At 70.0% G+C, this 12,466-nt stretch carries 12 protein-coding genes and 1 pseudogene; 6 read left to right on the forward strand and 7 right to left on the reverse strand.

Annotated elements, in window-relative coordinates; translation table 11 throughout:
- Positions 1-125: 125 nt before the first annotated feature.
- A pseudogene (gene pssA, locus ACYQ8K_RS15995) lies at positions 126-707 on the reverse strand (CDP-diacylglycerol--serine O-phosphatidyltransferase); the annotation flags it as partial.
- Positions 704-1,426 carry a phosphatidylserine decarboxylase gene (locus tag ACYQ8K_RS16000; protein WP_459970392.1) on the reverse strand — a complete coding sequence of 241 codons (723 nt, stop codon included), beginning with the start codon at positions 1,424-1,426 and terminating at the stop codon, positions 704-706. The pseudogene pssA and the gene ACYQ8K_RS16000, both read right to left, overlap by 4 nt.
- Before the next feature lie 65 nt (positions 1,427-1,491).
- Here ACYQ8K_RS16000 and ACYQ8K_RS16005 point away from each other — a divergent pair, with 65 nt between their 5' ends.
- Positions 1,492-2,700 carry an MFS transporter gene (locus tag ACYQ8K_RS16005; protein WP_459970394.1) on the forward strand — a complete coding sequence of 403 codons (1,209 nt, stop codon included), beginning with the start codon at positions 1,492-1,494 and terminating at the stop codon, positions 2,698-2,700.
- Positions 2,701-2,745: 45 nt separating this feature from the next.
- Here the strand turns inward: ACYQ8K_RS16005 and moeA are convergent, their stop codons facing one another.
- The 3 genes from moeA to ACYQ8K_RS16020 all read right to left on the reverse strand — a co-directional run bounded on the left by moeA (position 2,746) and on the right by ACYQ8K_RS16020 (position 6,130).
- Positions 2,746-3,951, reverse strand: a complete 1,206-nt coding sequence (gene moeA, locus ACYQ8K_RS16010; RefSeq protein ID WP_459970396.1) for a molybdopterin molybdotransferase MoeA — start codon at positions 3,949-3,951, stop codon at positions 2,746-2,748.
- Between the two features lie 20 nt (positions 3,952-3,971).
- Complete coding sequence (locus tag ACYQ8K_RS16015) at positions 3,972-4,910, reverse strand: SDR family NAD(P)-dependent oxidoreductase (protein WP_459970397.1); 939 nt, start codon at positions 4,908-4,910, stop codon at positions 3,972-3,974.
- Positions 4,911-5,071: 161 nt separating this feature from the next.
- Positions 5,072-6,130: an alpha/beta hydrolase gene (locus ACYQ8K_RS16020; RefSeq protein WP_459970399.1), complete on the reverse strand. Its 1,059-nt coding sequence runs from the start codon at positions 6,128-6,130 to the stop codon at positions 5,072-5,074.
- A gap of 97 nt (positions 6,131-6,227) precedes the next feature.
- Between ACYQ8K_RS16020 and ACYQ8K_RS16025 the strand changes: the two genes are divergently transcribed.
- Positions 6,228-6,836: a TetR/AcrR family transcriptional regulator gene (locus ACYQ8K_RS16025; protein WP_459970401.1), complete on the forward strand. Its 609-nt coding sequence runs from the start codon at positions 6,228-6,230 to the stop codon at positions 6,834-6,836.
- A gap of 402 nt (positions 6,837-7,238) precedes the next feature.
- Here the strand turns inward: ACYQ8K_RS16025 and ACYQ8K_RS16030 are convergent, their stop codons facing one another.
- Positions 7,239-7,730: a cupin domain-containing protein gene (locus tag ACYQ8K_RS16030; RefSeq protein ID WP_459970403.1), complete on the reverse strand. Its 492-nt coding sequence runs from the start codon at positions 7,728-7,730 to the stop codon at positions 7,239-7,241.
- Between the two features lie 29 nt (positions 7,731-7,759).
- Here ACYQ8K_RS16030 and ACYQ8K_RS16035 point away from each other — a divergent pair, with 29 nt between their 5' ends.
- Positions 7,760-8,458 (forward strand): M24 family metallopeptidase, encoded by a 699-nt coding sequence (locus ACYQ8K_RS16035; protein ID WP_459970405.1) that lies wholly within the window; start codon positions 7,760-7,762, stop codon positions 8,456-8,458.
- Here the strand turns inward: ACYQ8K_RS16035 and ACYQ8K_RS16040 are convergent.
- Positions 8,455-9,366: an SDR family NAD(P)-dependent oxidoreductase gene (locus tag ACYQ8K_RS16040; RefSeq protein ID WP_459970407.1), complete on the reverse strand. Its 912-nt coding sequence runs from the start codon at positions 9,364-9,366 to the stop codon at positions 8,455-8,457. The genes ACYQ8K_RS16035 and ACYQ8K_RS16040 overlap by 4 nt on opposite strands.
- A 105-nt stretch (positions 9,367-9,471) precedes the next feature.
- Between ACYQ8K_RS16040 and ACYQ8K_RS16045 the strand changes: the two genes are divergently transcribed.
- The 3 genes from ACYQ8K_RS16045 to ACYQ8K_RS16055 all read left to right on the forward strand — a co-directional run bounded on the left by ACYQ8K_RS16045 (position 9,472) and on the right by ACYQ8K_RS16055 (position 12,388).
- Entirely contained in the window at positions 9,472-10,038 is a 567-nt protein-coding gene (locus ACYQ8K_RS16045; protein WP_459970409.1) for a TetR/AcrR family transcriptional regulator, read from the forward strand.
- 184 nt (positions 10,039-10,222) lie between these two features.
- Positions 10,223-11,848 (forward strand): chaperonin GroEL, encoded by a 1,626-nt coding sequence (gene groL / locus ACYQ8K_RS16050; protein ID WP_007768358.1) that lies wholly within the window; start codon positions 10,223-10,225, stop codon positions 11,846-11,848.
- 165 nt (positions 11,849-12,013) lie between these two features.
- Positions 12,014-12,388 carry a heme-binding protein gene (locus ACYQ8K_RS16055; RefSeq protein WP_459970411.1) on the forward strand — a complete coding sequence of 125 codons (375 nt, stop codon included), beginning with the start codon at positions 12,014-12,016 and terminating at the stop codon, positions 12,386-12,388.
- Positions 12,389-12,466 lie beyond the last annotated feature (78 nt).

Below are 12,466 nucleotides of genomic sequence, written 5' to 3' on the forward strand. Positions count from 1 at the left end.
TGTCGCCCCGGCCCCGCTCCCTGGTCCCCCCAATTTCACCACCCCCCCCCCCCCCCCCCCCCCCCCCCCCCCCCCCCCCCCCCCCCCCCCCCCCCCCCCCCCCCCCCCCCCCCCCCCCCCCCCCCCGCGACCGCGTGCATCTTGCGCATCGGAATCTTGCTGACCATCAGGATCGAGGTCCCGGTGATCCAGATGCACAGGAACAGCGGCGACGTCCACCAGCCGTCACCGAACTGCAGCTTGAGTCCGATGAGACCGATCATCGAGATCGCGCCGGCCGGCGCGGGCATGCCGACGAAGAACTCGTGCGCGTAGGACGGCTGGCTGCCGTCGTCCTGCAGGGCGTTGAATCGTGCCAGCCGCAGCACCACGCAGACCGCGTAGAGCAGGATCACCACCCAGCCGGCCGGCGAGTTGGTCAGCAGCGTCACGTAGAGCACGATCGCCGGGGTCACACCGAAGTTCACCGCGTCGGCCAGCGAGTCGATCTCCTCGCCCATCCGCGACTGGGCGTCCAGGATGCGGGCCACCCGCCCGTCGAGTCCGTCCAGGATGGCGGCCGCCGCGATCAGCGCCATCGCGGCCTTGGGCTGGTGTTCGAGGGCGAACCGGATCGAGGTCAGCCCCGCGCACACCGAGAGCACCGTCATCGCGCTCGGCAGGATCTGCAGGTTGACCGCCGGCCGGCCGCGCGGCTTGCTGATCATGGCAGCTCGGCCAGGACGGTCTCGCCGGCGATCGCGCGCTGGCCCACCTTCACCAGCGGCTCGGCGCCCGGCGGCAGGTAGGTGTCCAGCCTGGAGCCGAACCGGATCAGGCCGTAGGTGTCACCGATCGACAGCTTGTCGCCGACGTGCGCGTCGCAGATGATGCGCCGGGCCAGCAGCCCGGCGACCTGTACCGCCACGACGTCCGCGCCGCTGGCGGTGCGCAGGTGCAGGCTGGTGCGTTCGTTCTCGGTGCTCGCCGCGGCCAGGTCGGCCGAGCCGAATCGGCCCGGCCGGTGCTGTACGGCGATCACCTCGCCGCTGACCGGGGCGCGTTGCACGTGGGCGTCCAGCAGCGACAGGAAGATGCTGACCCGCGGTAGGGGCGCGTCGCCCATGCCGAGTTCGGCGGGCGGAGCGGCGAAGTCGATCACGCAGATCTCGCCGTCGGCGGGTGCGACGATGGCGCCGGACCGGGTGGGTGGCACCCGCGGGGGGTGACGGAAGAATCCCGCACACGCCCCGGCGGCCAGCAGGCCCGCCCGTCGCACCCATCGATGCCTGCGCCCGACCAGCGCCAGCGCCAGCCCGGCGCCGATGAACGGCCGGCCGGCCGGATGCACCGGTGGGATCGCGGAGCGCACCAGCTCGAGCGCGTGTTGCGGGCTGAAGCCCGGGTCCTGAGCAGAGGGGCCGATAGTGCGGGGGCGTCGTGCCACGCGGCCATCTTACGGAGCGCGCGGCTGATTCGTAGACGCCCGCAGGGGGAACGCCCACCTTCGACATGCAATCGAACGATCGGCGGGCAACACGGTTGCGCCGGGCGAAAGCCACGGTCACCATCGTCTTCATCGCGCACGGTCTGGTGTTCTCGTCCTGGGCCGCACACATTCCCCACGTGAAGGCCGAGCTCGGCCTTTCCGACGCGGCGCTCGGCACGGCGCTGTTCGGCGCGCCGCTGGGCTCGGTGGTGGCCACCCTGCTCAGCCACTGGGCGCCGCCCCGCTGGGGCAGTCACCGGCTGATCCCGATCACGGTGGCCGGCTATGTCGCGGCCGGAGCGACGGTGGGCCTGTCCGGCTCCGCGGCCGCGCTGTTCGGCGCGCTGGCGCTGTGGGGGCTGTTCCAGGGGGCGCTGGACGTCGCGATGAACACCCAGGCCGGCACGGTCGAGCGGCTCGCCAGGGCTCCGATCATGGCACGGTTCCACGGCATGTGGAGCGTCGGGACGTTGGTGGGCGCCCTGATCGGCGCGGCGTGCGTCAGCGCGGGCATCGGGCTGACCGGCCAGCTGACGGTGCTGGGGCTGGTCGTCCTGATCGTGGTGGAACCCCGGACCCGACACCTTATCCCCGACGCGGCCGATTCCGTTGCCGCGCCGGCGGAACCGGGCCGGGGCAAGCGGGCCTGGATGACGCCGGCGGTGGCGATCCTGGCGGCCGTGTCGTTCGCGTCGTTTCTCTGCGAGGGCGCCGCCACCGACTGGTCGGCCAACTACCTGCGCAACGTGATCGGCGCCGGCCCGAGCGTCGCCGCGCTGAGCTACGCCGCCTACACGGGTGCGATGGTCATCACCCGGTTCGGCGCGTCCCGGCTGCACGCCCGGGTGTCCAGCCGCCGGCTGCTGCCCGCGCTCGCGCTGGTGGCCGTCGCGGGCATGGGCGTCACGCTGGTGGCCCCCAGCGCCTGGGTCAGCGTGCTCGGTTTCGCCGCGCTGGGCGTCGGTGTGGCGCTGCTGGTGCCCACCGCCTTCAGCGCGGCCTACGGCGCGAGCGGCGCCGGCTCGGCGATCGCCATCGTCGCCGCGACCGGTTGGCTGGGCTACCTGCTGGGGCCGCCGCTGATCGGCCACCTGTCGAGTCGGGTGGGCCTGTCGGCGGCGCTGGTCACCATCCCGGTGATGATGGCGATCGTCGGCATCGCGATCCGCTGCACCCCGGCCTTCGACAAGGCCGACGACTTCCACCGGGACGTGGCCACGCCCGCCGGCTGAGCCTGGTTGCCGGACTCCTCGTGCGCGGGTTGCATCGTCGCCCGGCTAGCGCAGATCCCACACCTGCAGCCGGGTCCCTTCGGGTACCTCGACGACGTCCTCGGGGATGTCCAGCAGCCCATTCGCCGACGCCAGCCAGCGCAGGTGATGCGACGCCGGCGGCCCGTAGCTGGTGACGGTGCTGGCGTCGTCGTTGAGCACCGCGCGGCGGAACTGGCGCTTGCCGCGCGGCGACGTCAGCGACTCGGCGAGAACCGCGGTGCGGTGCGGGCGGTCCGGGTCCGGCAGGCCCATCGCCCTGCGCAACGCGGGCCGGATGAACACCTCGAAGGACACCAGCGCGCTGACCGGGTTGCCGGGCAGCGTGACGATCGTCGCGCCGGCCACCCGCCCCACGCCCTGTGGCATGCCCGGCTGCATGGCGACCTTGACGAACTCCACGCCCTGGTCGCCCTCGCGCCCGAACGCATCCTTGACCACCTCGTAGGCCCCGGCGCTGACGCCGCCGCTGGTGATGATCAGGTCGGCGTCACCCGCGTAGCGGTCGATGATCGAACTGAACTGGGCCACTTCGTCTTCCGCGGTCGCGACGGCGACCAATTCGGCGCCCGCATCCCGAACGGCCCCGGCCAGCATGATCGAGTTGGACTCGTAGATCTGCCCCGGCAGCAGTGCGGTGCCCGGCGTCACCAGCTCCGAACCGGTCGAGATCACCAGCACCCGCTGGCGCGGGATCACCGGCAACTCGGCGATGCCCAGCGCCGCGGCCAGGCCGAGCACGGCCGGGGTCACCACCTGACCCCGGCGCAGGACGGTGGTGCCGGGGGAGACGTCCTCGCCGGCGCGGCGGATGTGCTTGCCGGCGTCGCGGGGCGCGCGGATCGCCACCACGTCCACGCCGCCGTCGGTGTCCTCTACCGGAACGACAGCCGTCGCCCCGGCCGGCAGTGGCGCGCCCGTCATGATGCGGTGCGCCGTCCCGGGCCGCAGCGTCAGTTCGTCGGTGCGCCCGGCCGGTATGTCCTCGGCGACGGGCAGCAGCACCGGCTGGTCGGGCGTTGCGCCGGAGGTGTCCTCGGCGCGCACCGCGTAGCCGTCCATTGCGGAGTTGTCGAAGACCGGCAGAGCCAGGCGCGCCACCACGTCCTCGGCCAGGACCAGGCCCTGGGCCTCGGTCAGCGGCACGGCGGCCGGCGGCCGCGCGCGAATCAACTCGGTGACGACCCGCTGATGTTCGGCGACTGAGCGCATCGGAGCCATTATCTCCCGGGTCAGACGGGGAAGCTGACGCCGGTGAGTTCCTCGGAGACGGCCCAGAGCCGACGCTGCAAGTCCTCGTCGTGGGACTGCGCGCTGGACTCGACCAGCTTCGGGCGGCCGCGCTGCTCGAGGAAGCCGGCCGGGCCGTAGTACTGCCCGCCCTGCACGGCCGCGTCGGTGGCCGCCCGCAGCGTCGGCAGCGCTCCCATGGCCGGGCTCTGGAACAGCACCGGCCCCAGCACGGCCTTCACCGGCCGGAGGACGCCGGGCAGGTTGCGGGCCAGCTCGGTGTTGGAGCCGCCCGGGTGCGCCGCGACCGCGATGGTCTTCGCGTCGGCCCTGGCGGCCAGCCGGCGCTGCAGTTCGTAGGTGAACAGCAGGTTGGCCAGCTTGGATTGCCCGTAGGCGGCGATGCGGTCGTATCCGCGTTCCCACTGCAAGTCGTCGAAGTGGATCGCGGCCCGCAGCCGGTGGCCGAGGCTGCTGACCGTCACCACCCGCGAGTCCCGCACCACCAGCAGGTTGTCGAGCAGCAGCCCGGTCAGCGCGAAGTGGCCCAGATGGTTGGTGCCGAACTGCAATTCGAAGCCGTCCGCGGTGAGCTGCTTGGGCGTCCACATCACCCCGGCGTTGTTGATCAGCAGGTCGATGCGCGGGTAGGCCGAGCGCAGCGCGTCGGCCGCCGACCGGACGGCGTCCAGCGAGGTCAGGTCGAGCTGCTGCAGCGTGACATCCGCGCGCGGGCTGGCGGCGACGATGCGCGCCAGCGCCGCGTTGCCCTTCTCCAGGTTGCGCACCGCCAGCACGACGTGGGCGCCGCGGTAGGCCAGCACGGCGGCCGTCTCGTAGCCGATGCCGGTGTTCGCGCCGGTGATGACGACGACGCGGCCGCTCTGATCCGGGACGTCACCCTCCGACCAATTGCGGTTCTCTGTGTCGTTGGAAGCCATGGCCCAAAACATACTCATCGGCGGCAAACGGCGCCGGATTGGGCGACGGCCTCGCGACGGCCTCGCGACGTGTCCCCGACGGCCCCGGCAGGGGACGACCCGCGGAGAAAACCGTTATCCAGACGGCGATTTGCTGGCGTTCGGCGAGCTTGCCGGATGCGTCACGCCGGCGACGCCATTTGCCCGCGGACCCAGGCGATGACCTTCGGCACCACCTCGGGGGCTTTGCTCATGGCGACGTGGCCGGTGCCCTCGATCAGGTGCACCTCGGTGTCGCGGCGCCCACGGAAGTCCAGGGTGTCGGACTGCGGGACGAAGTAGTCGTCGGCGCCGTTGATCACCAGCATCGCCGAATTATCCTGCTGGGCAAGCAGATCCGCGCGGTTCAGGCGCTCCATGCCGGCGCTGAGCTCGTCGAGGGTGGGGGAGCGGTCCCGGTGCATGGCGTTGCCCAGGATGTCGTGCATGCCGTAGGGCAGCCTCGCGAGATTCTCCCGACCCAACGCGGCGACGACGGGCCCGCCGAGATCGACTGCGGCATCGACGATTCCGGACAGGCCGGACATCACGGAGAAGTTGCCGCCGAACGACGCGCCGAAGTGAGCGACCCGGCCGTTGCCGAGCGTGCGGGCGTAGCCGGCGAGCCCGCGGATCACCTCGTCGGCGTGCTCGTCGAGCGGGATCGCGGTCTCACCGGTGCCGGGGTGGTCGAAGGCCATCGTCGTCACGCCCGCACCCTGGGTGAATCCGACCCACCAGGGGTGGATGTCCATCTTCCAGGTATCCACGCCGCCGCTGGCGATCAGCACCGGCCGGGCCGGGTAGTCGCCGTCGGCGGAGTATAGGTGCACCGGCACCTCGACGGACCCGCCGCGGTACCCGACGGTGATGATGCGCCGCTCGAAGTGCACGGGAAAATCGTTGGCCGCCAATTGAAATTGCTCGAGTTGGTGTTGCATCGCCTTGGCGCGCGCCGGGTCGGTGAGGCAGGGAAACTTGGCGCACCCGTAGATCAGGGAGGCCATCCGGTGTTCGCCACGTTCGGCGTATTCGCTTGCCAGAATTGACCATTCATAGACCCAGCCGCCGGGTGCGTCGGTCCACATGTCGACGACGGCCGAGCGGACCCGCTCGATGTCGTCGAGCGGAATGCCGAACTTCGCGAACTGATCGGTGCGGTCTTCGAACATGGCCGCGGCGTCGATGTCGTAGGTGTACATGGTGCCTGCTCCTCATTTCACGCCTCGTTGAGACTAGTCTCACGCTACGATGAAACTAGTCTCAACGCAAGGGGAAATTCACGCTATGATGAAACTCATGGCGAAGAGATTGATAACTCCCGGTCCGCGAGATGAACGGGGGGTGCTGGCCGCGCGGATCGTGGCCGCCGCCCGCGACGAGTTCGCCGAACACGGCTGGGCCGGCACCACCATCCGCGCGATCGCCCGGGCCGCCGGCGTCGACCCCGCGCTGGTGTACCACTACTTCGGGTCGAAGGAGAAGCTGCTGGACGCGGCCACCAACCCGCCGCAGAAGTGGCTGGACAACGTCGCGAAGGTCTGGGCCACACCGGTGGAGCAGCTCGGCGCCGCGGTGCTGAGGCTGTTGCTGGCCAGCTGGGAGGACGACGAGGTCGGGCCGACGTTGCACGCCATCCTGCAGACCGCGGCGCACGACGCGACCACCCGGGAGAAGCTGCGACGCGTCGTGGCCGGCAGCCTGATGGGGGCCGCACAGCTCGGCGTCGACGAACGCGAGCGCCTGGTCCGCAGCGGCCTGATCGCCTCACAGGCGATCGGCCTGGCGCTGATGCGCTACGTCTGGAAGATCGAGCCCATCGCGTCGATGACCGACGATGAGGCCGTCGCGGCCATCGGTCCCAGCCTGCAGCGCTACGTCAACGGCGACCTGACGCCCACGCCGTAGCGACGGCCGGCGTGCGCGGTCGTCGGCCCGACGGGCGTGCCACGCGGGGCCGTCGAGCCATCGCAGGCGGTGCGAGCGACAGGCGTGCCCGGGCCCGATCTCGGTATCCCCGCCCGCCCCGCTGATAGCCGCTCACCCGGGTGCCGCGTTCCGGCACGGCTACCGGCGCCGGTGGCCGCGGCCGAAAGTCCGGTGTGCTCCGGGGTTTTGGGCGTTTGATCCGCAGGCTGATCATCACCGGGGCGCTCATCGACCAATCGATTCTTTGCCGCATCCAGGCCGCAGCCCGCTTCGACGGCTTCCTCGTCCGCACGGCCACACCCTACGCCCACCGTTGCTGGGGTCGGCGCACCGAGCAGAAACGTTACGGCAGAACAAAATTCGGGTTAATGCAAGGGTTTACTACACCCAGAAGTTATCGTGCCGGACGAACCACTCGCGGCGCTCGTCGTCGGTCATGTCGGCCAGCGCCGCGAAGCCCTCGAAGTAGGCCTCGCGGGGCGCACCGGGCGCGAACAACATCAGGATCGATGCCGGCTCGTCCGCCTCGTTGCGGAAACCGTGCACGCCGCCGGGCGGGACGTAAAGGAAGTCGCCCTGATGGCCGTCCGCCCACTGCGTGCCGTCGTAGAGCTTCATCGTCCCGGACAGGACGAAGAACGCCTCGGACATGGCGCGGTGGAAATGCGCCGGGGGGCCGCCGCCGGCCGGGGCGATGTCGACCCGGTAGAGGCCGTAGTCGCCGGCCGTGTCCTGTTGGTTGGCCAGGTAGTGGTACTTGACCCCGGACGTCTCGTAGTCGGGTGGTTGATCGGCCCGCTTGAGCCAGGCGCTGATCTCCGGTTCGTCTTTGGTGTATCGGGCTGGCGGGTAGGGCGGCACGACGAGGGACATGGTTCCAGTGTGCGCATAGCATCGCCGGTGTGGACCCATCGACCGCCGAAGACGTTCGCGTGCAACGGCTGCTGGACGCCGAGCGCAAAGCCGCGCAACTGTTCGACGAGATCGAGCGCCGGGCCATGATCCGCCCCGGGCTGGCCGAGAAGGAACTCTCCGACCAGATCCACGACCTCGCCGGCGAGATGTTCGGGGTGACCCGGCACTGGCACCGGCGGATCGTGCGGGCCGGGGAGAACACGCTGCAGCCGTTTCAGGAGCGACCGCCGGATCGCACGATCGTCGACGACGACATCGTGTTCCTCGACCTCGGCCCGATCTTCGAGGAGTGGGAGGCCGATTTCGGGCGGACGTTCGTGCTCGGCGACGACCCGCACAAGACGGCCCTTCGCGACGCGCTGCCACGGGTCTGGGAGGCCGGCCGCGACTACTTCGCCGGCCATCCCGAGGTCACCGGCGCCGAGCTCTTCGACCACGTCGTCGGGGTGGCCCGTGCCGAGGGCTTCGAGTGGGGCAGTCCGATCGCGGGCCATCTGATCGGCGAGTTCCCGCACAAGAAGATCGCCGGGCCCGGCGTCGAGTGGATCATCATGCCCGGCTCGACCAAGCCGATGCGCCGCACCGACCCGCGCGGGCGCATCTGCCACTGGATCCTCGAGATCCACCTGGTCGATCGCCCGCGCGGCTTCGGCGGCTTCTACGAGCAGCTGCTGGACCTGGGCTAGACCGGGAAAGTGACCCCGGTCAGATCTTCGGAGACGGCCCACAGCTTACGCTGGCGCTCGGCGTCGTGGGACTTCTTGCTGGAGCCGACGAGCTTGGGGGAGCCCTGCGACTGCGCGAAACCGGAGGGGCCGTAGTACTGCCCGCCCTGCACGCTCGGGTCGGTGGCCGCTCGCAGGCTGGGCAGCGCGCCGCCGGCCGCGTCCTGAGTCACGAGGGGAGCGGCGACCCGGAAGACGGCCTCCACCGGACCGGGCAGGTGGCGCATCAGCTCGGTGTCCGAGAAGCCGGGGTGCGCGGCGGCGGCGATCGTCGTGCCGTGCGGGGCGAGCCGCCGTTGCAGTTCGTAGGTGAACAGCAGGTTGGCGAGCTTGGCCTGCCCGTAAGCGGCGACCCGGTTGTAGCGGCGCTCCCACTGCAGGTCGTCGAAGTGGATGTCGGCGAGGATGCGGTGGCCGACGCTGCTGACCGTGACGACCCGCGAGCCGGCGACCGGCAGCAGGCGATCCAGGAGAAGGCCGGTGAAGGCGAAGTGGCCCAGGTGGTTGGTGCCGAACTGCAGCTCGAAGCCGTCCTTGGTGTTGGACTTCGGCGTGTACATCACCCCGGCGTTGTTGATCAGCAGGTCGATGCGGTCGTGCGCGGACCGCAACTGTTCGGCCGCGGTGCGGACCGACGCCAGCGAGGTCAGGTCGAGCTCGGTCAGCGCAACATCGGCGTGCGGGCTGCGGGCGGTGATCCGGGCCGCCGCGTCCTTGCCCTTGTCCAGGTTGCGCACCGCCAGCACCACGTGGGCGCCGTGGTCGGCCAGCGCCAGGGCGGTCTCGTAGCCCAGGCCGGTGTTGGCTCCGGTGATGACGGCGACCCGGCCGGTCTGGTCGGGGATGTCCGCGGTGGTCCACTTGGCCATGAGAGGCTCCTTGAACTTGTAGAGTAAACGGGGCGAGCGCTCCGGTTGAATGCCACTATACGGAACGCGCGCCCCGCTTTGTCAACCGGTGAGGAGTGACGGCAGATGGCGCAGCCCGAACGCCGGTTGCGGGCCGATGCGGCGCGCAACCGGGCGCGCGTGCTCGACGTCGCCTACGAAATCTTTGCGGCCGAGGGCCTTTCGGTGCCCATCGACGAGGTCGCGCGCCGGGCCGGCGTCGGGGCCGGCACCGTCTACCGGCACTTCCCCACCAAGGAGGCGCTGTTCCAGGCGGTCATCGAGGACCGGATGCAGCGGCTGGTCGACGACGGGCGGGCCCTGCTGGACTCCGTCGGGCCCGGCGAGGCGCTGTTCGCGCTGCTGCGATCGATGGTGCTGCACTGGGGCGCGGCCGATCGCGGCCTGGTCGACGCCCTGGCCGGATTCGGGATCGACATCGCCACCGCCGCGCCCGACGCCGAGGACGCCTTCCTGGCGATGCTCGACGAGTTGCTGCGGGCCGCGCAGCGGGCGGGCACGGCGCGGCAAGACATCGGGGTGCGCGAAGTGAAGGCGATCATGGTCGGGTGCCAGGCGGCGGAGGCCTACAACCCGGATTTGGCCGAGCGGGTGACCGACGTCGTCGTCGACGGTTTACGCGCTGGGCGATAGGGCTGACCACTTCTTGCACTCGGCATAGGCGAGTGCTAAGAATGACTTGGCACTCGCGACCAGCGAGTGCTAGGTCGGGACGGTGAGGCCAGGGCCGCGACAAGCGGGAGACACCTAGCCGTCCGTCGCGGGCACTGCACCCGGCCAGAACGTGTCATCCCCAATCCGGAGGAATCACTTCGCAATGGCCAAGACAATTGCGTACGACGAAGAGGCCCGTCGCGGCCTCGAGCGGGGGCTGAACGCCCTCGCCGACGCGGTAAAGGTGACGCTGGGCCCCAAGGGCCGCAACGTCGTCCTGGAGAAGAAGTGGGGCGCCCCCACGATCACCAACGATGGTGTGTCCATCGCCAAGGAGATCGAGCTGGAGGACCCCTACGAGAAGATCGGCGCCGAGCTGGTCAAGGAAGTCGCCAAGAAGACCGACGACGTTGCCGGTGACGGCACGACGACGGCCACGGTTCTGGCCCAGGCGTTGGTCCGCGAGGGCCTGCGCAACGTCGCGGCCGGTGCCAACCCGCTGGGTCTGAAGCGCGGCATCGAGAAGGCCGTCGAGAAGGTCACCGAGACCCTGCTCAAGTCGGCCAAAGAGGTCGAGACGAAGGACCAGATCGCTGCCACCGCGGCCATCTCCGCGGGCGACCAGTCGATCGGCGACCTGATCGCCGAGGCGATGGACAAGGTCGGCAACGAGGGCGTCATCACCGTCGAGGAGTCCAACACCTTCGGCCTGCAGCTCGAGCTCACCGAGGGCATGCGGTTCGACAAGGGTTACATCTCGGGCTACTTCGTCACCGACGCCGAGCGTCAGGAAGCCGTCCTCGAGGACCCCTTCATCCTGTTGGTCAGCTCCAAGGTCTCGACCGTCAAGGACCTGCTGCCCCTGCTGGAGAAGGTCATCCAGGCCGGTAAGCCGCTGCTGATCATCGCCGAGGACGTCGAGGGCGAGGCCTTGAGCACCCTGGTCGTCAACAAGATCCGCGGCACCTTCAAGTCGGTGGCCGTCAAGGCCCCCGGCTTCGGTGACCGCCGCAAGGCGATGCTGCAGGACATGGCCATCCTCACCGGTGGCCAGGTCATCAGCGAAGAGGTCGGCCTGTCGCTGGAGAGCGCCGACGTCGCCCTGCTGGGTAAGGCCCGCAAGGTCGTCGTCACCAAGGACGAGACCACCATCGTCGAGGGCGCCGGTGACTCCGACGCCATCGCCGGCCGGGTGGCCCAGATCCGCAGCGAGATCGAAAACAGCGACTCCGACTACGACCGCGAGAAGCTGCAGGAGCGCCTGGCCAAGCTGGCCGGCGGTGTTGCGGTGATCAAGGCCGGGGCCGCGACCGAGGTCGAGCTCAAGGAGCGCAAGCACCGCATCGAGGACGCGGTGCGCAACGCCAAGGCCGCCGTCGAGGAGGGCATCGTCGCCGGTGGTGGCGTGGCCCTGCTGCACGCGACCCCGTCGCTGGACGAGCTGAAGCTCACCGGTGACGAGGCGACCGGCGCCAACATCGTCCGCGTGGCGCTCGAGGCTCCGCTGAAGCAGATCGCCTTCAACGGTGGTCTGGAGCCCGGCGTTGTGGCCGAGAAGGTCCGCAACTCGCCTGCCGGTACCGGCCTGAACGCCGCGACCGGTGAGTACGAGGACCTGCTGAAGGCCGGCGTCGCCGACCCGGTGAAGGTGACCCGTTCGGCGCTGCAGAACGCGGCGTCCATCGCGGGCCTGTTCCTCACCACCGAGGCCGTCGTCGCCGACAAGCCGGAGAAGGCGGCCGCACCCGCGGGCGACCCGACCGGTGGCATGGGCGGTATGGACTTCTAAGTCCACGACTCAGATAACGGGAAAGCCCGGCCCTCACAAGGGGCCGGGCTTTTTCGTGCGCGCCGGCCAGAAGCCACACCCGAATCCCTCGTGCGGGGTTGTGTCCGGGTTATGGGGTAATTGATGTATCGGACATTCGAATAGTCGGCGCGAAGGGAACACGCAATGAGCACATCGTTATGGCGCACAGTTTTCGGGGTGATCGCCGGCTGCGTTCTGGGCGTCATGATCGCGCCGACCGCGGCGGCCGCACCCGATCCGTGCTCGGCCAGCGGGGTCGCCGCCACCGCGAGCGGCGTCCTGAACTCGGCGAGCGGCTACCTGGACGGTCATCCCGATGCCAACAACGTGCTGACTTCCGCGGTCAATCAATCGCCCGCTGACGCGAAGGCGTCCGTCCGCGGGTATTTCCTCGGTCATCCCAACGAGGCGCTGGAGCTGAGGGGCATCGCGCAGCCGCTGCTCGACCTGCGCAGCCGATGCAACGCATCGGTGTCGCCGGATCAGTTGGCGGCTTTGTTCGACGCGCTGTCCGGCTAGCTGTCGTGACCTGAGAGGTTGTTGACGGCGTGCCTGCTTGAAAGTGGGAGGACCTCCTGACGGAGTGGATGTGTCTGG

It is taken from the genome of Mycobacterium sp. MUNTM1 (genome assembly GCF_054660795.1).